This is a genomic window from Hylemonella sp. GW821-FHT10B10, assembly GCF_059415585.1.
The window spans coordinates 121418-147415 of the sequence record NZ_JBWKNN010000001.1 but is presented as its reverse complement, the minus strand read 5'-3'; the positions used below and the strand labels follow the sequence as shown (position 1 = coordinate 147415).

The following is a 25998-nucleotide window of genomic DNA, read 5'->3' as shown; positions in this document are numbered from 1 at the left end:
CTTATGCCTCGTTCCCTGCGACGATGCTCATCACCGCCATGCGCACCGCGATGCCGAAGGTGACCTGCGGCAGGATCACGCTCTGCTTGCCGTCCACCACGGCCGAGTCGATCTCGACGCCGCGGTTGATCGGCCCCGGGTGCATCACGATGGCGTCGGGCTTGGCCAGCTGCAACTTCTCGGGCGTGAGGCCGAAGCTCTTGAAGAACTCCTGGCTCGAGGGCAGCAGCGCACCGCTCATGCGCTCGTTCTGCAGGCGCAGCATGATGATGACGTCGGCGCCCTTGATGCCTTCTTCCAGCGTGTGGCACACGCGCACGCCCATGGGCGCCATGGCGGCCGGCACCAGGGTCTTGGGGCCGACCACCCGCACCTCGGCGCAGCCCAGGGTGGTGAGTGCGTGGATGTCCGAGCGCGCCACGCGCGAATGCAGGACGTCACCCACGATGGCCACCGTGAGGTTGGAAAAATCCTTCTTGTAGTGCCGGATGGTGTACATGTCCAGCAGGCCTTGCGTGGGATGGGCGTGCCGACCGTCACCGGCGTTGACCACGTGCACATGTGGGGCCACGTGCTGGGCGATCAGGTAGGGTGCGCCCGATTCGCTGTGGCGCACGACGAAGAGGTCGGCCGCCATGGCGCTGAGGTTGGCGATGGTGTCGAGCAGACTCTCGCCCTTGGAGGCCGAGGAGCGCGCGATGTCCAGGTTGATCACGTCGGCGGAGAGCCGCGTTGCCGCGATTTCGAAGGTGGTGCGCGTGCGCGTGGAGTTCTCGAAGAAAAGGTTGAACACGCTCTTGCCGCGCAGCAACGGCACCTTCTTGACCTCGCGGTCGCTGACACTGACGAAATTGCCTGCCGTGTCGAGGATGTGCGTGAGGATCTCGCGCGGCAGACCTTCAGTGGAGAGCAGGTGGATCAGTTCACCGTGCTTGTTGAGTTGGGGGTTGCGTTTGTAGAGCATGGTGTGCCTTGTGTTCTATCGCCCTCGCTCAGGCGGCCTCCACCCGGAAACGGAAACGGTCGTCGGCGTCACGCGCCAGTTCCAGCAGCTGATTGGGTGGCAGCACCACGCGGGCAGCAGCATAGTCGGCCTGGATGGGGAGCTCGCGCCCGCCACGGTCCACGAGCACGGCCAGCTGGATGGAGGCCGGGCGGCCGTAGTCGAACAGCTCGTTGATCACTGCGCGGATGGTGCGCCCGGTGTAGAGCACATCGTCGAGGATGAGGATCTGGGCGCCATTGACGTCAAAAGGCAGCACGGTCTGGCCGCCGCTGGCCAGGCCACGCTGTGCGAAGTCGTCACGGTGCATGGCGGAGGAGATGGCACCATGCTCGCCAGAGAGCTGGAGCTCGCGCTGCAAACGCTCGGCCAGCCAGGCGCCGCCCGATGTCACGCCGACCAGGCGGGTCTCGGGCGTGCACAGGCCGCGCACGCCGCGCAGCAGTTCGGCGTAGAGGGCTTCCGCATCCAGTGCCAGGGTACTCATTCCAGGGTCCTCAAGAATTGTTCCAGGATGACGCAGGCTGCACCGGCGTCTGCATCGTCAGCGCCGTCTGCGAGCGCTTCGGTCGTGCTGTAACGCTCGTCCACCTCGTAGACCGGCAGGCCGAAGCGCCCACGCAACTGGCGCGCAAATTTCTGCGCCCGCGCCGTATTCTCGTGCGGCGCACCGTCGGGGTGAAAGGGCACGCCGACCACCAGCGCGTCGGGCTGCCATTCCTTGAGGCGTTCGGCGATGCGTTCGAAGCGGGCGTCTCCCTCGGCGCGGATGGTGGGCTGGGCCTGGGCCTGTCGCAGCATGCGGTTGCCGACCGCGACGCCGGTGCGTTTGAGACCGAAATCCAGGGCGAGAAAGCTTTGCTGTGTGGCGGGTATCGAGGTCACAACGGCCACCGCGCTCATGCATGCCCCGCGTCGGGTGAGAGCATCCAGGCCTGCAGACCCAGCAGGGACAGGGCCTTGTCGTAGCGTTGGGCCACCGGGGTCTCGAAAATCACGATCGGGTCGGCATGGACGATGAGCCAGCTGTTTTCACCGATCTCGGATTCGAGCTGCCCCTGACCCCAGGCTGAGTAGCCCAGGGACACCAGCACGCGGCTGGGGCCGGCGCCGGTGGACAGAGCCTCGAGCACGTCGCGCGAGGTGGTCATCTCCAGGCCACCCGGGATCATCATGGTGGAGGCATAGACAGGCTCGGGCTTGTCCTCGCCCTCTACCGGCAAGGGCATGTTCAACAGGGCCTCGTGCAGCACAAAACCTCGTTCGGTCTGCACCGGCCCGCCGTGGAAGACCGGGCTGTCTTTGAGGTCGGCACGCCCCAACGGCAACTCAACCTTGTCGAACAGGCCCTGCAGCTTGATGTCGGTGGGTTTGTTGATCATCAGGCCCAGCGCCCCGCGCTCGCTGTGCTCGCAGAGGTAGACCACACTTTTGGCAAAAGTCTCGTCGGCCAGACCGGGCATGGCGATCAGGAAATGATTCGTGAGATTGATGGGTGCAGAATCATCGGCCATGTGCTGATTTTAACGGTGATATGCAAAAAATCCTGGATTCCGGTCTGGTCTGGTTCCGTCGCGACCTGCGGGTGGACGACCATGCGGCCCTGCACCATGCACTTCGGCAGTGCCGCCGGGTCTACTGCGCCTTTGTTTTCGACCGCGAGATCCTCGACCCCCTGCCGCGTGCCGACCGCCGGGTGGAGTTCATACGGAGCAGTCTGGTCGAGCTGGACACGGACTTGCGCGCCCTTTCCGGGCAGGAGCACGCCGGCCTGATCGTGCGCCATGGCAACGCCACCGAGGCCCTGCCCGCCCTGGCCCAGGCGCTGGGCGTGCAGGCCGTTTATGCCGCGCACGACTACGAACCCCAGGCTCAGGCGCGGGACGCCCGCGTGCGCGGCAGCCTGGCCAGCCTGGGTATCGCCCTGCACACCTGCAAGGACCATGTGGTCTTCGAGGGCCGGGAGATCCTCACCGGGGGCGGCACGCCCTACACCGTCTTCACCCCCTACAAGAAGGCCTGGCTGGCGCGGTTGCAGGCGACGCAATTGCCGGTGTTTGATGTCACGCCCCTGGCTGCCGGTCTGGCGCCGCGGCCTGAGGCCCTGCGCGGCCCGGTGCCCAGCCTGGCCGATATCGGCTTCGAGTCCAGCAACCTGAGCCAGCTCAAGATCCCTACAGGTAGCAGCGGCGCCCGCCGGCTGTTCGAGGATTTTTTCGAGCGCATGGACCAGTACCACGACACACGGGATTTCCCCGCCCTCAAGGGCCCGAGTTATCTGGGGGTGCACCTGCGCTTTGGCACGGTCTCCCTGCGCCGGCTGGTCAGCACTGCGCAACAACGCAGCCAGCAGGGCAGCCCCGGCGCTGCGGTCTGGCTCAGCGAGCTGGTCTGGCGCGAGTTCTATTTCCAGATCCTGGCCAACTTCCCCCACGTAGCCAGCAGCGCTTTCCGGCCGGCCTACGACGCCATCACCTGGGAGCAGGGCGCACACGCCGAAGCCCTCTTTACCGCCTGGTGCGAGGGCCGCACGGGTTATCCCATCGTCGACGCGGCCATGGCCCAGCTCAACCAGAGCGGCTACATGCACAACCGCCTGCGGATGGTGGCGGGCAGCTTTCTGGTGAAGGACCTGGGGATCGCCTGGCAATGGGGCGAGCGTTACTTCGCCGAGAAACTCAACGACTTCGACCTGGCCGCCAACAACGGCGGCTGGCAATGGGTGGCCTCTAGCGGCTGCGATGCGCAGCCCTGGTTTCGCATCTTCAACCCGATCAGCCAGAGCAAGAAGTTCGATCCGCAGGGCCGTTTCATCCGGCGCTACCTGCCGCAACTGACCGCCCTGCCCGATGCCGCGCTGCACGCACCCTGGCTGGCCAGCCCGGTGGAACTGGCAGCCGCCGGCGTGACCTTGGGCAGCGGCTACCCGCTGCCCCTGGTGGCCCACGACGAAGCGCGCGCACAGACCCTGGCGCGCTATGCGGTGGTGAAGAAACCAGGAGAAAGCGAAGACTGAACCCTGCAGGCTCTGCCTGCAGGGCGGCTAGGACTCAGGCCGGAACGGCCTGGGTGCAGTAGTGTTTCACCAGCGCCAGCAGTTCGTCTTCGCCGTAAGGCTTGCCCAGGTAGTGGTTCACACCCAGTTCCTTGGCATGCTCGCGATGCTTTTCGGCAATGCGCGAGGTGATCATGATGATGGGCAGATCACGCAGCTTGGCATCGGCGCGGATGTTGCGCGCGAGGTCGAAGCCGTCCATACGCGGCATTTCGATGTCGGACAGCACCACAGCCGGGCGTTCCTCGGCCAGGCGTTCGAGCGCCTGCAGCCCATCGGCTGCCATGGCCACGCGGTAGCCTTCGCGACGCAGCAGGCGCTGCGTGACACGACGCACGGTGATGGAGTCGTCCACCACCAGCACCAGGGGCAATTCGCCCCCCGCACTCGGCGCCGCGGTCTGTGCAGCAGCCGCCTGCAGGCGCATCTCGCCCGGGGTCTGGGCCGCCAGCGTGGTGGCCTGCTGGAGCTCGTAGGCCTTCTCGCCGAACACAGTGGCCAGCGCGACCGGGTTGTAAATCAGCACCACGGCACCCGAGGCCAGCACCGACATGCCGGCCAGGCCCGGCAGGCGCGACAGTTGCGGCCCCAGATTCTTCACCACGACTTCCTGGTTGCCCAGCACTTCGTCGACGTGGATGGCCAGGCGCTGGCCGGCGCTGCGCAGCACCACCACCGGCTGGGTCTTGCCCGCATGCTCGAAGCTGCGGGCAGAGGCCTGCAAGAGCGCGCCGGACCAGAAGAAGGGAACCCGCTCGCCGCCGAAATCGATGCTGCCGCTGGCGTAGGCCTGCTCCAGGTCGGCATGGCTGAGGCGGCGCACGATTTCGACCAGGTTGGCCGGCACGCCCACGCTGAGCTCACCCATGCGCAGCATGATCACCTGGGTCACCGCGGTGGTCAGGGGCAACACCAGCTTGAAGCTGGTGCCCGCGCCGGCCGTGGTGGCGGTCTCAATGCGGCCGCCCAGGGCCTGCACTTCGGAACGCACCACATCCATGCCGATACCGCGCCCGGCCAGTTCGGTCACGCTGGTTGCGGTGGAAAAGCCAGGCATGAAGATCATGTTCGCTGCCTCGGCGTCGCTGAGCTGCTGCCCCGGAGCCACCAGGCCCTGGGATTGCGCCTTTTCGCGGATGCGCGGCAGGTTGAGGCCGGCGCCGTCGTCGCTGAAGGCGACCGAGACGTCATTGCCTTCCTGGTGCAGACTGATGGTGATGGTGCCGGCGGCCGGTTTGCCAGCAGCTTCGCGCTGCTGGGCCGTTTCGATACCGTGCGCGATGGAGTTGCGCAGCATGTGCTCAAAGGCCGGGGTCATGCGGTCGAGCACGCCACGGTCGATTTCCATGGTGCCACCGGTGATGTCGAGCTTGACCTGCTTGCCCGAGTCCTTGGTGGCCTGGCGCACCACGCCGTACAGGCGTTCGGAGATGCCCTCGAATTCCATCATGCGCGTGCGCAGCAGGTCACGCTGCAGCTCGCGCGTCTGGCGACCCTGGGCTATCAGGTCGTCTTCGGTTCCGGTGATGGTCTGCTGCAGGTTGCGCTGCACGGTGGCCACGTCGTTGACCGACTCGGCCATCATGCGGGTGAGCTCCTGGACGCGTGTGAAACGGTCGAACTCCAGCGGATCAAAGCCCTGCGCCGTGTCCTTGGCCTGGGCCAGACGCGACTGCATCTGCGATTCGGCCTGCAGTTCGACGTCGCGCAGATGGGTGCGCAGACGGTCCAGATTGGCGGTCAGTTCGTCGAGCGAGCCATTGAGCTGGCCCAGGCGTGCATCGAGTCGGCTGCGGGTGATCATCACCTCGCCAGCCTGGTTGACCAGGCGATCGAGCAACTGCGAACGCACCCGCACGGTCTGACCCGAGGAGGATCGTGTGGCCGCAGCGGCCGTGGGCACCCTGACAGGCACCGCCGACGGCATCACCGGACGGGCAGCCGTCGCCGGGCGCTGCTCGGCAGCAACGGGCTGTGGGGCCGCCTTGGGCACATCCGCGGCTGCGGGAGCAGCGCGGACCACGGGCGCCGGGGCAGCGGCCACAGGCACCTCTTCCTGGGGGCCGCGGCACAGCTCGTCAAAAACTTCCTGGATACGGTCGTAGCGCGCAAGCATCGGGTCGATCTGCGCGGTCTGGATGAACTCGCTGCCCATCTGCTCGATGGCCGACTCCATGCGGTGCGCCAGTTCGCCCAGGCGCATGGCACCAGCCAGACGGGCGCTGCCCTTGAGCGTGTGCAGAACACGCAGCACGTCCAGACGCGGCCCACCGTCGTCGGGCTGGCTGGACCACTGGCGCAGCGCAGCCGCCATCTGGGGCATGAGTTCGGCAGCCTCTTCCTCGAAGATCGGGAACAGGTCAGGGTCGATCACGTCAACGGCGTCGATCTCCTCGTCGCTGTCATCCGCCACGGCCACGATCTTGGCGGCACCGGGCAGAGGTGCCGTCGGCGCGGCAGGCGCAGGGGCTGGCGGCGGTACGACGGCCGCGGGCTTGGCGACCGGCGCGGGCGCGGCGACCGCCGGTGCCGGCGTGGGTGAAGAGAAATCGAAATCGAAGTCACCGAGGTCCAACTCGGGCGACTCGGTGACCGTCAGGGCGGCCGGGTCACTGTTCGGTTCCAGAGCATCCAGCTGGGCAAACTCGGTGCCCAGGATCTCGCGCAATGCGTCGACCAGGCCGGGCTCGGGTGACTTCAGGAAACCGGCCGCAAACTGATGCAGCAGGTGTCGGATGTCGTCAGCCGCTGCCACAAAGACCTGGGCATGTTCAGCCAGGCCCTGGCCGTGCAACTGCACGTGCTGCATGGCCTGTTCCAGCGCACGGGCGATTTCGGAAAGCGCAGAGAAGCCGACCGTGGCCGAACTGCCGCCCAGGGAGTGGGCCAGCGCAATGGCGCTGTCAGGCACCGGGTTGTGCAGCTCGAGCGACCATTCGTTGAGTTCGGTCAGCAGGCGGCGCGACCACTCGTCAGCCTCATTGAGGAAGACGTTGTACAGGGGAATGCCGATGCGCAGCGTGCCGATGACCTTGACCTGCTCATCGGCCGTGTCGGCCGGGGTGGAGGCCGGCAGATCGAGTTCGAAGTCGTCGATGCCGGCCGCCGGTACCGGCGCAGCCGGCAGGTCATCGTGCATGGAACCGGAGGTGGTATCGGCCCAGTTGTTCTGCAGCTCCGGCAGTTCGAAGGCCGGCAATTCGGCCGGCTCGGCCGGCCGGTTAGGCGCCCAGTCCGGGCTCGCGCTCTTTTTGGGCGGAGGCAGATCTTCCGGGCCTGCCAGGCTGGTGGGGGCCCAGTCGATGGACAAACCGCCACTCTTGTCGACCGGTGGCACAGATGCCGGCACCTGGGTGGCCGGGGGCACGCCGGACAGGCTGCCGAAATCGATGTCGCCGATCTCGCCCAGCGGCGACTGCAGGTCGACCGCGGCTTGCCGGGCGGCCTTGCCCGGAGCCTTGGCGTCCGTCAACTCGAAATCGAACATCTGCGTCGATTCGAAATCGATCGGGGGCGGCTCCTCGACCAGCGAGGGCAACTCAGGGACCTCAGCCGGGGCCGGGATGGGCGCGGCCAGTGGCGCGGGCGCAGCCAGGCGCGGCAGGTCCAGTGCGACGAACTTGCCATCCGTGCGCATGGCATCGGCCGACTGGCGGAACGGCGTGGCGCTCCAGCCGGCATCATTGCCCGTGGCGATGTCTTCTACCCATTGCCCCAGACCTTGCAAGGCGGTATTGGAAAGCTGCAGCAGTTCGGGACGGGCGGGCTTTTGCTCCGCCAGCCAACCATTCATCATCTGCTCCATGGCCCAGGCCGCTTCGCCGAACTCGGTGAAGCCGACCATGCGCGAACTGCCCTTGAGCGTATGGAAAGCGCGGCGCAGCGTGGTCTGTTGCGACAGGTCGGCCGGATCACCCAGCAAGGCCAGGACCGCGTCCTGCCCGTTGTGCACCACTTCGCGCGCCTCGTCGAGGAAGATGTCGCGCAATTCAGCACCATCATCTTCGGCGGTTTCGGCGGCAGCAGGAGCTGCCGGCGCCGGTGCAGCCTGGGCCACAGGCCGGGCTACCGGGGCAGGGACAGCAGCAGGTACCGGTGCAGCCAGCGCCTCGGGCGCCACCGCCGCCACCTCGCGCTCACGGCCCATGAGAGGCTTGAACTCGCCCAAATCCTCGTCGTAAACAAACAATTTCTTGGCCAGGGCACGCTGGTAACTCAGCATGTCGATCAGGAAACCCAGGGCTCCCAGGCTGTTGCCGAATTTCTCGAACGCACCGGTGCGCGCGGCCTCCTCGTCGATGTTGTCGACCAGGAACTTCTCGACGGTATCGCGCATGCGCACGGTGGCCAGCGACGCCTGATCCAGGCCCAGCACCGAGAACACACCGCGCATCTGCGCAAGCTGGTTGGGCACGTCGTTGAGCGGCGCCTTGTCCTTCGGGTTGCGGAAGAAGGTGTCGAGCGATTTCTCGATCTCGGTCAGACTGCTGCGCAATTCCTCAACCACGCTGCCCATGGTCTGGCGGTCACTGACGCGTCGGTACAGCTCCTCCATCCAGGGTTCGAGCGCCTCGGGCTGTCCGCCTGCGACCACATGGTCCAGGCGACGCGCCAGCCGGTCGCTGCGCTCGCTCATGCTCGACTCGGTCGGGTCCATGTCCTCGTAGGCCGCGTCAAGGTAGAGGATGGAGGTGGCCACTTCCATCGCCACCGGTGTGCTGGGCGGCTCGCCCGAGCGCACCGTGCCGTCCACCGCCTTGAGCAGGGCACGCGCCAGTTCGCGGTTTTCGGGATGCAGCTTGAGCAAGGACTCACCCACCAGGGTGAACTGCTCGGACACCACTTTGAGACGGTTGGTATCACCACCGGAGAGGGCCGACCAGGTTTCGGTGGCCGTGGCAATGCGCTTGCGCGCCTGCACCAGCACGGCCGGATCAAAACGGCCGTACTGCGGCGTATCGTAGTTGACGGGTTTGGCCTGGGTCAGGCCGTAGGCGAGCCTGACGGCATTCAATACCGGTGCGGCTTGCGCGTCCGCCGGGGCGGCCTGAGCGCAGAAGAACAGCAGGTCCTGCGCAAGACGGTCCGACACCTCGGCCGACCCCTTGGCCAGGCTCGTGTACTGCATCAGCACGCGCGAGGCGGCGCGCTTCACGTAAACATCGGAAGGGCACAGCTTGAGCGCCATGGCCTCGAAGTAAGCGGCACAGATCTTCCAGAAGGAGCGTGCTTCCAGCGTCTTCTGGCCAGCCGCCAGGCCCAGACAGATGTCGCGCAGGGCCTGGGACGAAGACACGCTGCCGGTCTTGACCACCTTGAGCACGGCCGTATCCAGTTGGGAGCGGACCCCCGCATCGTAGGCCAGGGGCTGGGCCGGCGCCGGGGTATCGGCGTCGATCCAGCGCCAGGCATGGGCCCAGAGTTCCGCCGGATGGACACGTTCTTCGCCGACCAGCTCCAGGATGTCGCGGTACTGCGGGAACAGGGCCACAGCCGAAGCCGCCTTGCCACGCAGCACGCTCTCGAGGTATTCGATCAGCGCAAAGCTTGCGCGCTCAACCTTGGTGGCCGCGTCCTCGCTGCAGGACTCGGGACGCTCGACGAATTTCTGCGCCAGCGCCTCCATGCCGCGCAATACTTTGGCCGGCTCGGGCAGGCCCACCATCTCCAGGGCACCGACAGCCTGGTGCAACTGCTGGCGGGCGATGCGCAGCTGGCTGGCATCAAGCGACTCCAGATCGGAGCCGCGGGCCAGTTCGGCGTCGCGCACGAAACGGCGAATGGCCTTGGCCGCGCCGTCGAGCGACTTGCGCAGCTCCTCCAGCACCCAGGCCAGAGGGCCTAGGTCATTGACGGGCTGATCGTTATCGCCGCTAGTGGCTGCGAGGGCTTGCATGGATACTTGGCTCCTGCGGGTGACCGGCGCCTGAGGAAATCAGGAAATCTTGAATCGCGCGACCGACTGGCGCAGCTCTTCGGCCATGCGCGACAGTTCGCGCACCTGGGCCGCCGTGGCGCGGGTACCTTCGCCGGTCTGCTCGGTCACAGCGAAGATGTGCTGGATGTTGTCAGCCACCACACTGGCCATCGCCGCTTCCTTGGAGGTCGAATCCGAGATCTGCTCAATCAGTTCGGCCAGTCGGCGCGACACGCGGTCAATTTCGGTCAGCGCGGTACCGGCGTTGTCGGAGAGTCGGGCCCCTTCGACCACACCCTGCGTGGAGCGCTCCATAGCGGCGACGGCATCCTGGGTGTCGGTCTGAATCGCCTTCACCAGCGCCGAGATCTGGCGCGTAGCGTCGGCAGAACGTTCAGCGAGACGCTGCACTTCTTCGGCCACCACCGAGAAGCCGCGGCCGGCTTCACCGGCAGAGGCCGCCTGGATGGCGGCGTTCAGGGCCAGCACGTTGGTCTGTTCGGTAATGTCCGAGATCAGCTCGGTAATTTCACCGATCTCCTGCGAGGATTCACCCAGGCGCTTGATCCGCTTGGAAGTGTCCTGAATCTGGTCACGGATGGAGTTCATACCGCCGATGGCGTCCTGCACGGCCTTGAGGCCGGACTCTGCAGCCTGCAGGGACTGGCGCGCCACCGCAGCCGATTCCTGCGCCTGATGCGACACCTGGTTGATACGGGTCGACATGTCCACAACAGATCGGCCCGTTTCGCGAATTTCGTGCAGTTGTTCGTTGGAGGCCGCCAGCAGTTCGGTGGACGTCTGGTCCACCTCGGCCGTCGTCTGTGCCACCTGGGCCGCCGTGTTCTGCACGTTGCCCACCAGCAATCGCAGTTCTTCCACCGTGTAGTTCACCGAGTCGGCGATGGCGCCGGTGATGTCCTCGGTCACCGTGGCTTCCTGGGTCAGGTCACCTTCGGCCACCGTCTGCAGCTCGTTCATCAGTCGCAGAATGGCGGCCTGGTTGGCGTCGTTGACGCGCTTGGCTTCCTGCTCCTGGCGCTCGGCTTCCAGCCGCTGCGCTTCGGCCATCACCTGGCGACGGCGGCTGTCCATCAGCTGCACACGGGCCAGGCCGGCCGCGCAGATCAGGGCAAAGACGGCGGCGGCAATCAGGGACAGCAGTGAGGTGGTGCTCAGGCCGGTGCGCGTGGCGAGGTCGGCCTGCAGGGCCTCCAGGTCGCGGCGCAGGGGCTCGCTGTCGTTGATGACGGTGATCTGCGCGCTACGTGCCGAGACCAGACCCTGCAGATTGCCCAGAATGGCACCGGCCTGTGTACGTGTCTGCTCATACAGCTTGATCAGGGCTTCGATCTGTTCACGCGTCTGAGCATCCTTGGACGCATTCAGACGCAATTCGGGGCTGCCATCGAGCAGACCCTGGGCGATTTCCTTGAAGGAGTTCAGATCCTTGCCCAGCAGGAACACAGCTTCCGGGCTCACACCTTCGGCGGTCAGGAACTCGTTGGAGGATTTGCCGATACGCTGGGTCAGCATCACCAGCTGGCCGGCCGCGGAAATTTCCGCGGCGCTGGCGTTCTGCTGCAGCTTGAGAGACGACACCGTCTCGGCAATTTCCAGCAAGTCAGAGGACTGGCGATTGATGGTCCGCAGAGCGGCGCCCACCTGGGTGAGGATCTTCTCCTGCGCCACGATGGCCGCGGCACTCTTCTCGGCACGCTCCATCAGCGGGAAGATTTTCTCGAGCTGGGGCAGCAGATCGGCGTCGATGGGCTCCAGACGCATATTGAAATCGCTATCACGCAAGCCTTTGACGGAACGAACCAGATAGCTCGAACTTTCCTTCACTTCGGCGAAGGCCTGGGGCACACCCACCAGCGCCTGGGACACCGACTTGGCCAGACGCTGCGACTGCATCAGGGACTGACCCGTCGCGTTCAGCTGCTGCGCCACACGGTCCGCCGCCGTCAGCGCCACGAAGGCGATGGCCCCCAGCACCACCAGGGCCAGGCCCAGCAGCCACCACAACAGGCGCTGCTGCTCGGCAATCGGACGCCTGCCCAGCAGCGGCACACTGACCAAGTCCTCCTGGTCCACCGGGGTTGGCGCGGGAAGATCCTGCAGCTGGGTGTCCGCCTTCCCGGGAGCTGCCCCACGTTGCGGCTGCAGGCCAGACAGGTCGTCCGGCATGGCCAGGCTCAGGCCGACACTCTGCTCCGAGTCAGGTGTCTTTTTGGCGAAGAGATGGGTCAGTTTGTTGAGGACGGACATGGTGCAACCTTAGAAATTGACTTAGGCACTGATGCTCAGAAACTCGGCCATTTGCGACAGCTGCTGCAGATTGATTTCCTGCCAGCGACTGCCATCGGCATCGACATAGCGATTGCCAAAATAGGGGGGGGCGCCTTCCGGCGGCGGCTCGGACCCCGAGAAGGCCCCGACATGGCGCAAACCCGCCAGAGAATCGATCAGCAGGGAGCAGTTGATCTCCAGGGCGGCATTGAGCGTGACGACGCTGGCCTCGGTCCAATACTGCTCGGACCGCGCCGGCACCTTGCCGGCGATGAAAGCCGCCAGATCGACCACGCCATACAAGCCGCCACGCAAGTTGACGACCCCCAGGAACCAGGACTGCGAATAGGGCACCGCCTGCACCGCAGGCAGCGGAAAAATCTCGCCCGACTGGGCCAGAGGCAGCAGATAGTCCTGCCCCCCCGCACGCACCGCCAGCCACGAAATGGAGAGGCCTTCGGCCTTGGCCGCTTGCAATCGGCTAGCAAGTCTTGACTGCAGGTCCCTGAGAGCTTCGCGATTGGCCATGGGTCGTGGATCAGCCCAGTGCCTTGATCTTGCCCAGCAATTCGGCCTCGTCCACCGGCTTGGTCACATAGTCGCGCGCGCCCTGGCGCATGCCCCAGACGCGGTCGGTTTCCAGGTTCTTGCTGGTGCAGATGATGATCGGGATCTCGGCGTACTCAGGCGTGCGGTTGATGGCGCGCGTGAGCTGGAAGCCGTTCTGCCCGGGCATGACCACGTCCATCAGGATCAGGTCGGGCTTGTCTTCGGCGAGGCGGCGGAAGGCATCGTCGGCATCCTCGGCAGTCTTCACGGCCATGCCGTTTTTCTGGAGCAAATCCGTCAGAAACATCAATTCCGTCTTGGAATCGTCAACGATCAAAACTTTGCGTATCGGCATCAATTCACTCCTTGCGAGACTATGCCAAACTGCTGTACGGCCTGCAACAGTTGGTCTTTGGTAAACGGCTTGGTCAGGTAGTCCTGCGCCCCGACCATACGGCCACGCGCCTTGTCGAACACCCCGTCCTTGGACGACAGCATGACCACCGGCACCGAGGTGAACTTGGCGTTGCGCTTGATGATGGCGCAGGTCTGGTAGCCGTCGAGGCGCGGCATCAGGATGTCGCAAAAAATCAGGTTGGGCTGGTAGTCGTTGACCTTGGCCAGCGCATCGAAGCCATCTTCGGCCAGCATCACTTCATGACCACCCTGCTTGAGAAAAATCTCGGCGCTACGGCGGATGGTGTTACTGTCATCGATCACGAGGACCTTGAGGGGCGATTCTTGCGTGCTCACTGAACGCTACTCCTGATTACGGCTGACTGAAGCGATGACGGTCACCCTCTTCCAGACACAGCCTCAGATCTGGACCATTTCGAAATCTTCCTTGCGCGCACCGCACTCAGGACAGGTCCAGTTCATGGGCACATCGGCCCAGGCAGTACCCGGCGCTATGCCATGCTCCGGATCACCGGCCGCCTCATCATAGATCCAGCCACAAATCAGACACATCCAGGTTTTCTTATCACTCACAGCTTACGGGACCTTCGAATAGAATGCAACATTGTACAAAGTGAAAACCGCTCTCCAACGGCTTTCGCGCAACGACTTGCCGTATTCTGCCTGATGACCATCACAGGCCAGCCCATGCAAACCCCAGTCCCCGAGGAAAACGCGCACGATTTGGGCCAGCCGCCCTGCGTGCTGGTGTTCAATGCCAACGACCCCAGCGGTGCCGGCGGCCTGTCGGGTGACGTGTCCGCCATCGCCTCGGCCGGCGCCCATGCGCTACCCGTCATCACCGGCGCCTATGCTCGCGACACAGCGGAAACTTTCGATCATTTCCCCTTCGACGAAGAGGTCGTGACCGAGCAGGCGCGCGGCCTGCTCGAGGACGTCAGCGTGCTGGCGATCAAGGTCGGGTTTGCTGGCACGCCCGAGAACCTCAGCGCCATTGCCGAGATCGCTACCGACTACCCGGACATCCCGCTGATCGCCTACATGCCCAACCTGTCCTGGTGGAGCGAAGTACAGATCGACCTCTACCTGGACGCCTTTCAGGAGCTGGTTTTGCCTCAGACCACAGTGTTGGTCGGAAACCACAGCACCCTGTGGCGCTGGCTATTGCCCGACTGGGACGGCGAGCGCAGCCCGACCGCACGCGACATCGCCCGTGCCGCGGGCGAATATGGCGTGCCCTACACCCTGGTCACCGGCATCCCAGCCCCTGAGCAGCACATCGACAACGTACTGGCCTCCCCGCAGACGGTGCTGGCCAGCGAAAAGTTCGAACGCTTTGAAGCCGTCTTCTCCGGTGCCGGCGATACCCTGACAGCCACCTTGGCCGCCTTGATTGCCAGCGGCTGCGACCTGACAGAAGCCTTCGCCGAGGCCCTGGGTTACCTGGACCATTGCCTGGACGGCGGCTTCCGTCCCGGCATGGGCAACGTGATCCCTGACCGCCTGTTCTGGGCCCAGGCCGACCTCGACGATGGCGATGACACCGACGACGGGCTGCAGGGCCCGGCCTCCCAACTGGATCTGCCCCCCCATGACACCCAGCACTGACCGCAACGAGACCCTGTTCGAACGCGCCAAGCGCGTCATCCCTGGCGGCGTGAACTCGCCCGTACGCGCCTTCCGCGCTGTGGGCGGCACCCCCCGTTTTGTCCAGCGCGCTGAAGGCCCCTACTTCTGGGACGCCAACAACCGTCGCTACATCGACTACATCGGCTCCTGGGGCCCCATGATCCTTGGCCATGGTCACCCGGCCGTGGTCGAGGCGGTGCAGAAAGCCGTGCTGGAGGGCTTCTCCTTCGGCGCCCCAACCGAGCGCGAGATCGAACTGGCCGAGGCCATCCTGAAATTTGTGCCGTCCATGGAGATGGTGCGCCTGGTCAGCTCGGGTACCGAGGCCGGCATGAGCGCGATCCGCCTGGCGCGCGGCGCCACCGGCCGCAGCAAGATCATCAAGTTCGAGGGCTGCTACCACGGCCATGCCGACGCCCTGCTGGTCAAGGCCGGCTCGGGCCTGGCCACCTTTGGCAACCCCACCAGCGCAGGGGTACCAGCCGAGGTGGTGCAACACACCCTGGTACTCGAGTACAACAATGTGCAGCAGCTCGAAGAAGCCTTTGCCCTGCACGGCAAGGAGCTCGCCTGCCTGATGATCGAGCCCATCGCCGGCAACATGAACTTCGTGCGCGCCTCCGCGCCCTTCATGCAGCGCTGCCGCGAGCTCTGCACGCAGTACGGTGCCCTGCTGGTGTTCGACGAGGTCATGACGGGTTTTCGTGTGGCTCTGGGCAGCGCGCAGAGCGTTTACGCCCAGGCCATCCCCGGTTTCAAGCCGGACATCACGGTACTGGGCAAGGTCATCGGCGGCGGCATGCCGCTGGCGGCCTTCGGTGGGCCGCGCGCCCTCATGGAACAGATGGCCCCGCTGGGCCCGGTCTACCAGGCCGGCACGCTCTCGGGCAACCCGGTGGCCACGGCCTGTGGTCTGGCTACGCTACGTGAGATCAGCAAGCCTGGCTTTTTCGATGACTTGTCACGCAAGACACGCTCGCTGGTCGAGGGGCTCAAGGCCGCCGCCGCGGCTGAAGGCGTGCCCTTCAGTGCCGACTGCCAAGGCGGCATGTTCGGCTTCTTCCTGCTGCCCGAGCTGCCGCAGAACTACGCCACGGTCATGAAAACCGACAGCCCGCGTTTCAACACCCTCTTCCATGGCCTGCTGGACCGCGGCGTCTACATCGCCCCGGCGCTGTACGAAGCCGGCTTCGTCAGCGCAGCGCACAGCGAGGACGACATCGGCACCACCGTGGCCGCTGCGCGCGAGGTGTTCAAACTGCTGGCGAAATAAATCGTCTTTGCCAGCCCTCATGAAAAAAAGCGGCCCTCGGGCCGCTTTTTTTCATGAGGCCCCTGCCTTTCAATGGCGGAAATGCCGCACGCCGGAGAACACCATGGCCACACCACGCTCGTTCGCGGCGTCTATGACCTCCTGATCGCGCATGGAACCACCGGGCTGGATCACGCAGGTCGCGCCGGCGTCCACCACCACGTCCAGGCCGTCACGGAAGGGGAAGAAGGCGTCGCTGGCCACCACCGTGCCCTGCAACGACAGATTGGCGTGCTGTGCCTTGATGCTGGCGATGCGCGCCGAGTCCAGGCGGCTCATCTGGCCGGCACCCACGCCCATGGTCATGCCATCCTTGCAGAAGACGATGGCATTGCTCTTGACGAACTTGGCCACCTTCCAGGCGAAGAGCAGGTCTTCGAGCTCCTGAGCGGTCGGGGCTTTCATGGTCACGACCTTGAGGTCACTGCGCTGCAGCTCGTGGTTGTCAGCCGTCTGGATCAGCAGGCCCGAACCCACGCGCTTGACGTCGTGCGAGTTCTGGCCACGCTCCCAGGCGGTCTTGCCGTCGCGCTTGACGCCGTCCAGGGAAATCTCGAGCACCCGCACATTGGCCTTGGCCTTGAACAGCGCCAGCGCCTCGGACGTGTAGGCGGGCGCCATCAGCACTTCGACAAACTGTTTGCTCACAGCCTGTGCAGCCGCCAAGTCCACCGTGCGGTTGAAGGCGATGATGCCGCCGAACGCCGAGGTCGGGTCGGTCTGGAAGGCCTTGCTGTAAGCCTCCAGCGCATCCTTGCCCACGGCAACACCGCAGGGGTTGGCGTGCTTGACGATGACACAGGCCGGTACATCGAAGCTCTTGACACACTCCCAGGCCGCGTCGCCATCGGCGATGTTGTTGTAGCTCAGCTCCTTGCCCTGCAGCTGTTTGGCCGAGACCAGGGAACCGGGCGCCGGGTAGAGATCACGGTAGAAGGCCGCAGACTGGTGCGGATTCTCCCCATAACGCAGGTCCTGCAGCTTGACGAAGTTGCTGTTGGACTGGCCCGAGAAGGCCGCGTGCGTGCCATCCTCGTTGATGGCTGACAGGTAGTTGCTGATGGCCGCGTCGTAGTTGGCGATGCGGTTGAAGGCCGCAACCGACAGGGCAAAGCGCAGCTTGTCCGACAGCTTGCCGTTCGCTTTGAGCTCGGCCAGTACAGCCGGGTACTGCGAGGCATCGGTCAGCACTCCCACGTCCTTCCAGTTCTTGGCCGCGCTGCGCACCATGGCCGGGCCACCGATGTCGATGTTCTCGATCGCGTCCTCCAGCGTGCAGCCAGGCTTGGCCACCGTGGCTTCAAAAGGATAAAGGTTGACCACTAGCAGGTCGATGGTGTCGATCTGGTGTGCCGTGAGCGCGGCCATGTGCTCGGGCACGTCACGACGCGCCAGCAGGCCGCCATGCACCTTGGGATGCAGGGTCTTGACCCGGCCGTCCAGCATCTCCGGAAAGGCCGTGAGTTCAGCCACCTCGGTCACGGGCAGCTTGGCATCAGCCAGCAGCTTGGCGGTGCCGCCGGTGGAGATGAGCTTGACGCCCAGTGCATGCAGAGCCTGGGCGAACTCGACGATGCCGGTCTTGTCGGAAACGGAAAGGAGTGCGTTCATGCTTTTCTTATTTGATGAGTTTGTGTTCGACCAGCTTCTTGCGCAGGGTGTTGCGGTTCAGTCCCAGCCAGAGCGCGGCGCGCGACTGGTTGTGTTCGGCCTGTTGCATCACCACCTCGAGCAGCGGTTTCTCGACGATGCGCACCAGCATGTCGTACATGCTGTCGGGTTCGGTGCCACGCAAATCCTTGAAATAACCTTCCAGGCTCGTACGCACGCATTCTTCAATCTGTTTTTTGCTCATGCGGCCAGCTCCATCTGCTCTTCATCCCTGTTTTCAAGAGCATCCACCACGGCCGCTGGCATGCGGTCCATGTGGGTGCCCAGTTCATCAAAAAATTCCGCCACGGCCTGCGCCTGGGCTTGGCCGTCTTCCAGCGTGTTCATGCGGGCACGGAAAACCTCGCCCCCAGGCAGGGCCTTCACATACCAGCCGATGTGCTTGCGCGCACTGCGCACGCCCGTGTATTCGCCGTAAAGCGCGTAATGGTCCTGCAGGTGCTCCAGCAACAGGCGTCGGACCTCGACCACCAGCGGCGGCGCCAGGTACTCACCCGTGGCCAGGTAATGACCGATTTCGCGAAAAATCCAGGGCCGGCCCTGGGCCGCGCGGCCGATCATCAAGGCATCGGCCCCTGTGGCGCGCAGCACGGCCAGCGCCTTTTCGGGCGAGGTGATGTCACCATTGGCCACAACCGGGATACGCAGCGCAGCCTTGACGGCGGCAATGGTGTCGTATTCGGCCGCGCCCTTGTAACCCTGTTCGCGCGTGCGGCCATGCACCGTGACCATCTGCACGCCGGCGCTTTCAGCAGCGCGCGCAATCGTCAGCGCATTCTTTTCAGTCTGGCACCAGCCGGTGCGCATTTTCAGTGTCACGGGAACGTTGCGCGGCGCGCAGGCAGCCACCACGGCCTCGACGATCTCCAGGGCCAGCACCTCGTCCTGCATCAGGGCCGAGCCGGCCCACTTGTTGCAGACCTTCTTGGCCGGGCAGCCCATGTTGATGTCGATGATCTGGGCGCCGCGATCGATGTTGTAAGCGGCAGCCTCGGCCATCATGGCCGCCTCGGTGCCGGCGATCTGCACGGCGATGGGGCCGGCCTCGCCTTCATGGTTGGCGCGGCGCGAGGTCTTGAGACTGTTCCAGAGGTCCTTGCGAGAGGTCACCATCTCGCTGACCGCATAACCCGCCCCCAGGGCCTTGCACAGGCCGCGGAAGGGCCGGTCTGTCACGCCCGCCATCGGCGCCACGAACAGGGTGTTCGGCAGTTCGAAGGAACCGATGTTCATGCGGATGTGGAGGAGTGGTGCGACTATAAAAAATGCTGCTGCCAGAACTGGCAGCAGCTGGGCCGCGTATTCTAGCTGCACAAAATTTCAGCAATTGAAATAAGGCGCCATCGTGCGCCATGGTCTGCCTATACTGGCTTGGCTATGGAGACTTGGATTGCCCACATGCTGGAGCTATTGGCCCTGCCGCAGTACGGCCTGGTCACGCTGTTCCTGATCGCCTTTGTCTCGGCAACCCTGCTACCCCTGGGTTCGGAGCCGGCCCTCTTCGGCCTGCTCAAGCTCAATCCGGACCTGTTCTGGCCCGCCATCCTGGTGGCCACTGCCGGTAACACCCTGGGCGGCGCGGTGAGCTGGGGCATGGGCTGGGGTTCACACCGGCTGGTGGACAAGTATCGGCATTCCGACACCCACCTGCGCGCACTGGACTGGCTGGGACGCATCGGCCCCCGGGCCTGCCTGCTGAGCTGGTTGCCGGTGATCGGCGACCCGCTGTGCGCGGTGGCCGGCTGGCTCAGGCTGCCCTTCTGGCCCTGCCTCCTCTACATGGCCGTCGGCAAGCTGGCGCGCTATCTGACGATGACCGTTGTTCTGCTCTGGCTCTTCCCAGGTAGCTTCAGCTTCTAGCGCGGCGCAACCGGCGCCACAACGGTGGCAAGAACAGCAGCAGCAGCGACACGGCCATCAGCGTACCCGAGAGCGGACGCGTGAAGAAGGTGGACCAGTCGCCCTGACTGATGGTCAGCGCCTGCCGCATGGACTGCTCGGCCATGGGTGCGAGGATCATGCCCACGATCAATGGCGCCGCAGGGAAATCAAAGCGTCGCATGACAAAGCCGATCAGGCCGAAAACAAAGAGCAGACCCACGTTGAACACCGAGTTGCCCGCGCCGTAGACCCCGGCCGTCGAGATCACGATGATGCCGGCGTACAGCCAGGGCGGCGGGATCTTCAGCAGCCTGACCCACAAGCCCACCAAGGGCAGGTTGAGCACGAGCAGGATCACGTTGCCGATATAGAGGCTGGCGATCAGCGTCCACACCAGGGCACCCTGCTGGCTGAACAGCTGCGGGCCGGTCTGGATGCCATAACCCTCGAAGGCCGACAGCATGATGGCTGCCGTCGCCGAGGTGGGGATGCCCAGCGTCAACAGGGGCATGAGCACACCGGCGGCGGCGGCATTGTTGGCCGCCTCGGGCCCGGCCACGCCTTCGATCGCGCCGTGGCCGAATTCCTCAGGGTGCTTGGAGAGCTTCTTCTCGGTGTAGTAGGACAGCATGGTGGGCAGCTCCGCGCCACCTGCGGGCATGGCCCCGATGGGAAAACCGAAGAGCGCGCCACGGATCCAGGCTTTCCAGGAGCGTGCCCAGTCCTCACGGCTCAGGCGCAGGCTGCCCGAGAGCTTCATCACCTCGCCGCCCCTCGCCTCACGGCCTTGCCAGGCCAGGTACAGGGCCTCGCCCACGGCGAACAGGCCCACGGCGACCACCGTCACCTCCAGGCCGTCCAGCAGCTCGGGGCGGCCGAAGGTGAAACGTGGCTGGCCGGTCTGCAGGTCAATGCCTACCAGACCGCAGAGCAGGCCCGCGAACAGGCTCAACAGGCCGCGCAGTACCGAACTGCCCAGCACCGCGGACACGGCCACCAGCGACAGCATCATGAGGCTGAAATATTCCGCTGGCCCGAAGGCCAGGGCCGCATCCACCACCCAGGGCGCGACGAAAGTCAGCGCCAGCGTGCCGATGGTGCCGGCCACGAAGCTGCCGATGGCCGCCGTCGCCAGGGCTTGGCCCGCGCGGCCGCGCCGCGCCATCTTGTTGCCCTCCAGCGCCGTCACTACCGCACTGGATTCGCCCGGCGTGTTGAGCAGGATGGACGTGGTGGAGCCGCCGTAGGCCGCTCCGTAATAGATGCCCGCGAACATCACGAACATGCTCGTCGCGGGCACCTGGTAGGTCAATGGCAGCAGCAGGGCGATGGTCAGCGCCGGGCCGATGCCGGGCAGCACGCCCACCAGCGTGCCCAGCAGACAACCCGCCAGGCCCCACATCAGGGTCATGGGTTGCAGGGCGTTGGCAAAACCGCCCAGCAGGGCCTCGAATCCGTGCATGGTGGAATACTCCAGAAAGTCAGAAAGGCCAGTTCAAGGCCGGGCCCAGGCCCACACCCAGCAGACGGGCGAACAAGAACCAGAAGACGCCAGCGATCGCGCCGCAGACCAGCGCAGAACGCCAGCCCAGGGGCGCATCGAAGCCGCGCGCCACTCCCATCCCACACAGCGTGCCGGGGATGAGAAATCCCAAGGGCTGCACCAGGGCCATGAACAACACGCCGCCACCGAGCATGAAGATCACGCGCCGCCCACTGCCGGGCAGGGGCGTCTGGCCCTCGGCCAGACTCTCGTCCACCTGCCGACCTCGCCATGCGCTCCATGCGTACCACAGGGCCAACGCCGCCAGGCCCGCGACGACCACGCCCGGCACCAGCACGGGACCGACCGCCATCTCGATCAAAGACGCGGGAATGACCGTCACCTGCCAGGCCGCCACCGCGGCGATCACGGCCAGCAGGCCGGCGAGGATCAGCGGCGTCATGGCGCAACCCTCCGCGCTACGCGCCGCGCAATGAGTGCTTCGGAGCGGCTGGGCATGCTCATGCCAGCCCCAGTTCTTTCATGACTTCCTCGGTTTCGCGGATATCGGTTGCGATCTCGCGCTCGAAGGACGTATCGGCCAGGAACACATCGGTCCACTTGCGCGTTTCCAGTTCCTTGCGCCAAGCCTCGGAGGCATTGACCTTGGTCATGAACTCCACCAACAAAGCCTTCTGTGCCGCATCGATGCCGGGCGGCGCGAACACACCGCGCCAGTTGGCTGCCGTCACCCGCACGCCGAGTTCGCTCAGCGTGGGCACGTCCACGCCCGGGATGCGCTTGTTGCCGGAAACGGCCAGGGGAATGAGACGGCCGGTCTTGATCTGCTCCTCGAACTCGGAGTAGCCCGAGATGCCCGCCACCACCTGCGCGCCCAGCAGGGCCGCCGTGGCGGGGCCGCCACCGGCAAAAGCCACGTAAGCGGCCTCACGCGGGTTGCGGCCCAGGGCCTTGATGATCAGGCCCAGCAACAGGTGGTCGGTGCCGCCGGCACTGCCGCCGGCCACCGAAACCGCCTTGGGGTTGGCCTTGAAGGCCGCTTCCAGGTCCTTCCAGCTTTTGATCTTGCCGCCCGCGGGCACCGCCACCACGCCGGCTTCTTCGGTCAGGCGCGCGATCGGCGTCACGTTGCGCATGGTCACCGGGCTCTTGTTCGCAATGGCCGCGCCGACCATGACCGAGCCGCCCACCATCAGGCTGTTGCCCTGGCCCTTGCGCTGGTTCACGTAGCGGGGCAGGCCCACCATGCCGCCCGCACCCCCGACGTTCTCGAAGGCCATATTGCCCACCAGGCCAGCGGCCTTGGCTGCACGCTCGATGGCACGGCCCGTGCCATCCCAGCCGCCGCCGGGCGCCGCCGGTACGAACATATTGAGGGTCTCGAACAGGGGTTTGCCCTGTGCCCAGGCCGGCAACACCAGGGCCGCACCGGCAGCGGCACCCAGGCCCAGAAACTCACGCTTGTTGATCTGCATCGCCATCTCCTGTGTAAGAATGAAATCGCAGGCTCAGGCCTGACCCGAGGAATTCTGGCCCCCGCCCCGGCGCGTGGCTTTCAAACAGCTGTCAATCCGGCTCAGTGAATACCCTAAGTCCAAAGCTCCTGCTGGTCGAAGACACGCCGGACCTGGCCCTCTGGCTGGGTACCGCCCTGCGCCAGGCCGGCATGATGGTGAGCTTTGCGCACGACGGGCACGAAGCCCTGGCGCAACTAGCGGCCGGGCATGGTTTTGACGCCGTGCTGCTAGACCTGCAACTGCCTGGCCTCGACGGCCTGTCCGTGCTGCAAAAGCTGCGCGAGCGCGAGGACCCGGTGCCCGTGCTGGTGCTCACGGCCCGCGCCAGCGTGCCCGACCGCGTGCTGGGCCTGAACCTGGGCGCCGACGACTACCTGCCCAAACCCTTCGACCTCAGCGAACTCGAAGCCCGGCTGCAGGCCCTGCTGCGCCGGCCGGGCCGCACGAAAAACGCACACCTGCGCCTGGGCCCCCTGGAGATGGACCGCCACTCGGGCCAGGTCAGCCTGTTCGAGCAGACCCTGGCATTGACCCCCCGGGAGGCCGCCGCCCTGCGGGTGCTGTTGGAGGCACCGCAACGGACCGTGAGCAAGGACGACCTGTACCACGCCGTCTTTGCCGATGAAGCGGCGGAACTGGAAGCCGTGGAGGTACTGATCCACCGCCTGCGAAAGAAACTGGAATCCGCCACCCGTCCTGCAGGCCAGGCGGGGGCGCCCGTCATCCACACCATCCGCGGTCTGGGCTACACGCTGATGCCGGCGGCGGTCAAAGAAGGCTGACATGGCGCGCACCGTCGCCTCGCTGCGGACCCGCCTGCTCAGCTGGATCCTGCCGCCACTGGCGGGGCTGATCGCCATCAACGCGTGGGTGGCCTATGGCAATGCAGTCGAGGCCAGCAACGAAGCCTACGACCGCGCCCTTTACCTGGCCAGCCGCGCCCTCGCCGAGGAACTGGTCTGGCGCCAGGGCACCCTCCAGGTCAATGTCCTACGCGCTGCTGGTTACCTGCTGGAGAACCATACCGGTGCGCGCCTCTACTACCGCGTCAGCGACGCCAGCGGCCGGCAGCTGGCGGGCGAAGCGGCCCTGCCCGCCCCCACGCCCGAACCGGCGGCCAGCGTCAGGTACTACGCCCTGGTCCAGTTCGAAGACGGGCAGTTCCAGGGGCGTCCCGTGCGGCTGGCCCACCTCACCCATGTGCTGGAGGACGAACAAGACAAGCCGCACATCCTCAAGATCAGCGTGGCCGAAACCCTGGAAACACGCCAGCAGATGGTGCAACTGCAATTGCGCGAAACCCTCGTCAGCCAGACGCTGCTGCTGCTGGCAGCAGCCTTGCTCGTGATTGCAGGTGTGCAGCACGGCATCCGGCCGCTGGAGACTTTCCGCCAGCGCCTGGCCGAGCGCAGTGATGACGATCTGTCGCCCATCCCCCCACCGGACCTGCCGCGCGAGCTGCGCCCGCTGGTGGGGACGCTCAACAGCTACCTGACGCGCCTGGGCCGGCTGATCAACATCCGCAAGCGCTTTCTGGACAACGCCGCGCACCAGCTGCGCACGCCGCTGGCGGTCCTCAAGACGCAGCTGGCGCTGGCCGACCGCGAGCCCTCGGCCCTGGCAGCGGCGCGGAAGACCACCGACGAGGCCGTGCGCCTGACCGAGCAGCTACTGGCCATGACCCGTGCCGAGCACGCGGGCGAAATACCCGCCTCCACGGCCGCATCGGTGGACCTGGTGGACCTGGCACGGCAGGTAATCCACGAATACCTGCCGCGCGCACTGCAGCGCGGCGACGACCTGGGCTTCGAGACCCGTGTGGACCGTTGCGAGGTTCCAGGCACAGCCGCCCTGCTGCACGAGGCGCTGGGCAACCTGATCGACAACGCCTTGCACCACACGCCGGCGGGCACGCGCGTCACTGTGCGTGTGGGACCGCGTTGGGTGGAAGTGGAAGACACGGGCCCGGGCATCGCCCCCGAGCACCAGGCCCATGTTTTCGAACGCTTTTACCGGGGGGCGCCGGCTTCGGTGCGTGGCAGCGGTCTGGGCCTGGCCATCGTGCGCGAAATCGCGCAGCAATATGGTGCCCAGGTCTCGCTGCGCAGTACCCCGGGCATGGGGACCATCTTCCGGCTGGCATGGAAGAACACCTGAAGCCCGGGTTCTGAAAAGGAAGCGGCTGCCGGAAGGCCCGTACTTCCCAGAGTCCGACGCTATTTCGACGCTGGGTAGGGCGGCGGCAACGCCATCCCGCGCGCCTTCATCAGTGCGCGCAAACGATCCGGATAGTCGGTGATCAGGCCATCCACACGCCAATCCAGAAGTCGCGCAAGATCGGCCTCGTCGTTGACCGTCCACGGCACGACTTTCAGTCGAAGCGCGTGCGCGTCCCGCACCAGCGCTTCTGTCAGATCTTTGTAATTGGGTGACCACACTCTGCCCCCCGCATCCGCCACCAGCCTCGGCACCGATCCCGCGTAGTCATCCACATCCAGGCCGGCGAGCCAGGGCGACGCGCCTGATTTGCCCACCTGCACGGTATCGCCCGCACCCTGCTGGCTGGTCAGATAGACGGTGACAATCTCGGGAGCTTCACGCTGCGCAATCAGCAATGTGCGCCAGTCAAACGACTGGATAGTTGCACGATCGGTCAGCCCGGCTTTGCGGATGTGATCGATCAACACACGCACGAACGGCTCCGGCGCGAGCGTTTCGGACGGAGCATTCGGTGAAATTTTGGTTTCGATATTGAAGCGCACCTGCGTTGCGCCGCGGCTCGCCACCCGATCAAACAAGGACGCCAAGGCGGGCACACGCTCGTTGTCCGTGCCCTGCTGCTGCGGGAATGCGTTGGCATAGTTACTGCCCGGCTTTTGCCGTCCCACGTCGTAGCGTTGCAGCTCGGCAAAGGTCAGCGATGCGATCGTCGGGCCGCGTTCAGTGAGGAAGGCACCCTGAGCATCACGTGTGATGTCGGGGTTCAGGTAGCGATCATGGGAGATCACCATCACCCCGTCTTTACTGATACCGACGTCCAGCTCCAGCGTGCTGACGCCGATGTCGAGCGCTTTCGAGAACGCCGTCAGTGTGTTCTCCGGGGCGAGTCCACGACCGCCGCGATGGGCCTGTAAATCAAAGACCGTTGCACACCCGGACAAGGCCAGCAGTGCTGCACCGAGCACTGCCATTTTGAAAGGCTTCATCTGCCACCCCAGAGTTCATTGTCCTGGAATCTTACGTCAGCTGAT

Annotated in this window: 23 protein-coding genes; 6 read left to right on the top strand and 17 right to left on the bottom strand. The window is 65.4% G+C overall.

The genetic code is table 11. From position 1 onward, the window contains the following. Window position 1 precedes the first annotated feature (1 nt). The 4 genes from AC07NT_RS00675 to AC07NT_RS00660 are packed head-to-tail and all read right to left on the bottom strand — an operon-like array spanning window position 2 to window position 2517. On the bottom strand, window positions 2-964 hold the full coding sequence (locus tag AC07NT_RS00675) for an aspartate carbamoyltransferase catalytic subunit (protein WP_498598354.1): 963 nt from the start codon (window positions 962-964) through the stop codon (window positions 2-4). Between the two features lie 28 nt (window positions 965-992). After that, entirely contained in the window at window positions 993-1490 is a 498-nt protein-coding gene (pyrR, locus tag AC07NT_RS00670) for a bifunctional pyr operon transcriptional regulator/uracil phosphoribosyltransferase PyrR (RefSeq protein WP_498598355.1), read from the bottom strand. Then, entirely contained in the window at window positions 1487-1906 is a 420-nt protein-coding gene (gene ruvX / locus AC07NT_RS00665) for a Holliday junction resolvase RuvX (protein WP_498598356.1), read from the bottom strand. Before ruvX ends, pyrR begins: the two co-directional genes overlap by 4 nt. After that, complete coding sequence (locus tag AC07NT_RS00660) at window positions 1903-2517, bottom strand: YqgE/AlgH family protein (protein ID WP_498598357.1); 615 nt, start codon at window positions 2515-2517, stop codon at window positions 1903-1905. Before AC07NT_RS00660 ends, ruvX begins: the two co-directional genes overlap by 4 nt. A gap of 20 nt (window positions 2518-2537) precedes the next feature. On the opposite strand from AC07NT_RS00660, the gene AC07NT_RS00655 reads away from it, so the two are divergent. Then, the gene (locus tag AC07NT_RS00655) at window positions 2538-4019 is read left to right on the top strand and encodes a cryptochrome/photolyase family protein (RefSeq protein WP_498598358.1); all 1482 of its coding nucleotides are present in this window, start codon (window positions 2538-2540) and stop codon (window positions 4017-4019) included. 34 nt (window positions 4020-4053) lie between these two features. On the opposite strand, the gene AC07NT_RS00650 is transcribed toward AC07NT_RS00655, so the two are convergent. The 6 genes from AC07NT_RS00650 to AC07NT_RS00625 all read right to left on the bottom strand — a co-directional run bounded on the left by AC07NT_RS00650 (window position 4054) and on the right by AC07NT_RS00625 (window position 13785). Further along, entirely contained in the window at window positions 4054-9954 is a 5901-nt protein-coding gene (locus tag AC07NT_RS00650) for a hybrid sensor histidine kinase/response regulator (RefSeq protein WP_498598359.1), read from the bottom strand. Window positions 9955-9993: 39 nt separating this feature from the next. Then, window positions 9994-12246, bottom strand: a complete 2253-nt coding sequence (locus tag AC07NT_RS00645) for a methyl-accepting chemotaxis protein (protein WP_498598360.1) — start codon at window positions 12244-12246, stop codon at window positions 9994-9996. Window positions 12247-12267: 21 nt separating this feature from the next. Beyond that, on the bottom strand, window positions 12268-12795 hold the full coding sequence (locus tag AC07NT_RS00640) for a chemotaxis protein CheW (RefSeq protein ID WP_498598361.1): 528 nt from the start codon (window positions 12793-12795) through the stop codon (window positions 12268-12270). 10 nt (window positions 12796-12805) lie between these two features. Beyond that, on the bottom strand, window positions 12806-13171 hold the full coding sequence (locus AC07NT_RS00635) for a response regulator (protein ID WP_057674732.1): 366 nt from the start codon (window positions 13169-13171) through the stop codon (window positions 12806-12808). Continuing rightward, entirely contained in the window at window positions 13171-13569 is a 399-nt protein-coding gene (locus AC07NT_RS00630; RefSeq protein WP_174250896.1) for a response regulator, read from the bottom strand. Before AC07NT_RS00630 ends, AC07NT_RS00635 begins: the two co-directional genes overlap by 1 nt. A gap of 63 nt (window positions 13570-13632) precedes the next feature. Then, complete coding sequence (locus AC07NT_RS00625; protein ID WP_047193774.1) at window positions 13633-13785, bottom strand: rubredoxin; 153 nt, start codon at window positions 13783-13785, stop codon at window positions 13633-13635. 135 nt (window positions 13786-13920) lie between these two features. Here AC07NT_RS00625 and thiD point away from each other — a divergent pair, with 135 nt between their 5' ends. Continuing rightward, window positions 13921-14841, top strand: coding sequence for a bifunctional hydroxymethylpyrimidine kinase/phosphomethylpyrimidine kinase (thiD, locus tag AC07NT_RS00620; protein WP_498598362.1), 921 nt, complete (start codon window positions 13921-13923; stop codon window positions 14839-14841). After that, window positions 14825-16135, top strand: coding sequence for a glutamate-1-semialdehyde 2,1-aminomutase (hemL, locus tag AC07NT_RS00615; RefSeq protein ID WP_498598363.1), 1311 nt, complete (start codon window positions 14825-14827; stop codon window positions 16133-16135). The genes thiD and hemL overlap by 17 nt, the downstream gene beginning before the upstream one ends. Window positions 16136-16204: 69 nt before the next feature. Here the strand turns inward: hemL and purH are convergent, their stop codons facing one another. The 3 genes from purH to dusB are packed head-to-tail and all read right to left on the bottom strand — an operon-like array spanning window position 16205 to window position 19078. Further along, window positions 16205-17785 (bottom strand): bifunctional phosphoribosylaminoimidazolecarboxamide formyltransferase/IMP cyclohydrolase, encoded by a 1581-nt coding sequence (purH, locus tag AC07NT_RS00610; protein WP_498598364.1) that lies wholly within the window; start codon window positions 17783-17785, stop codon window positions 16205-16207. A gap of 7 nt (window positions 17786-17792) precedes the next feature. Continuing rightward, window positions 17793-18029 carry a Fis family transcriptional regulator gene (locus AC07NT_RS00605; protein ID WP_498598365.1) on the bottom strand — a complete coding sequence of 79 codons (237 nt, stop codon included), beginning with the start codon at window positions 18027-18029 and terminating at the stop codon, window positions 17793-17795. Next, complete coding sequence (gene dusB, locus AC07NT_RS00600) at window positions 18026-19078, bottom strand: tRNA dihydrouridine synthase DusB (RefSeq protein ID WP_498598366.1); 1053 nt, start codon at window positions 19076-19078, stop codon at window positions 18026-18028. Before dusB ends, AC07NT_RS00605 begins: the two co-directional genes overlap by 4 nt. Before the next feature lie 144 nt (window positions 19079-19222). Here dusB and AC07NT_RS00595 point away from each other — a divergent pair, with 144 nt between their 5' ends. Then, a complete protein-coding gene (locus tag AC07NT_RS00595; protein WP_498598367.1) occupies window positions 19223-19705 on the top strand; it encodes a YqaA family protein in 483 nt (160 codons plus the stop codon). Here the strand turns inward: AC07NT_RS00595 and AC07NT_RS00590 are convergent. From AC07NT_RS00590 to AC07NT_RS00580, 3 genes are read right to left on the bottom strand one after another with little or no spacing between them, the layout of a single operon-like run. Then, the gene (locus AC07NT_RS00590; protein ID WP_498598368.1) at window positions 19695-21188 is read right to left on the bottom strand and encodes a tripartite tricarboxylate transporter permease; all 1494 of its coding nucleotides are present in this window, start codon (window positions 21186-21188) and stop codon (window positions 19695-19697) included. The genes AC07NT_RS00595 and AC07NT_RS00590 overlap by 11 nt on opposite strands. 19 nt (window positions 21189-21207) lie before the next feature. Continuing rightward, window positions 21208-21672, bottom strand: a complete 465-nt coding sequence (locus AC07NT_RS00585) for a tripartite tricarboxylate transporter TctB family protein (protein WP_498598369.1) — start codon at window positions 21670-21672, stop codon at window positions 21208-21210. A 58-nt stretch (window positions 21673-21730) separates the two neighbouring features. Then, window positions 21731-22705: a Bug family tripartite tricarboxylate transporter substrate binding protein gene (locus AC07NT_RS00580; protein ID WP_498598370.1), complete on the bottom strand. Its 975-nt coding sequence runs from the start codon at window positions 22703-22705 to the stop codon at window positions 21731-21733. A 104-nt stretch (window positions 22706-22809) separates the two neighbouring features. Between AC07NT_RS00580 and AC07NT_RS00575 the strand changes: the two genes are divergently transcribed. Together AC07NT_RS00575 and AC07NT_RS00570 are read left to right on the top strand one after the other, a co-directional pair. Next, on the top strand, window positions 22810-23529 hold the full coding sequence (locus AC07NT_RS00575) for a response regulator transcription factor (RefSeq protein WP_498598371.1): 720 nt from the start codon (window positions 22810-22812) through the stop codon (window positions 23527-23529). Between the two features lies 1 nt (window position 23530). Continuing rightward, window positions 23531-24904, top strand: a complete 1374-nt coding sequence (locus AC07NT_RS00570; protein ID WP_498598372.1) for a sensor histidine kinase — start codon at window positions 23531-23533, stop codon at window positions 24902-24904. Between the two features lie 59 nt (window positions 24905-24963). On the opposite strand, the gene AC07NT_RS00565 is transcribed toward AC07NT_RS00570, so the two are convergent. Then, on the bottom strand, window positions 24964-25953 hold the full coding sequence (locus tag AC07NT_RS00565) for a glycerophosphodiester phosphodiesterase (protein ID WP_498598373.1): 990 nt from the start codon (window positions 25951-25953) through the stop codon (window positions 24964-24966). Between the last annotated feature and the right edge of the window lie 45 nt (window positions 25954-25998).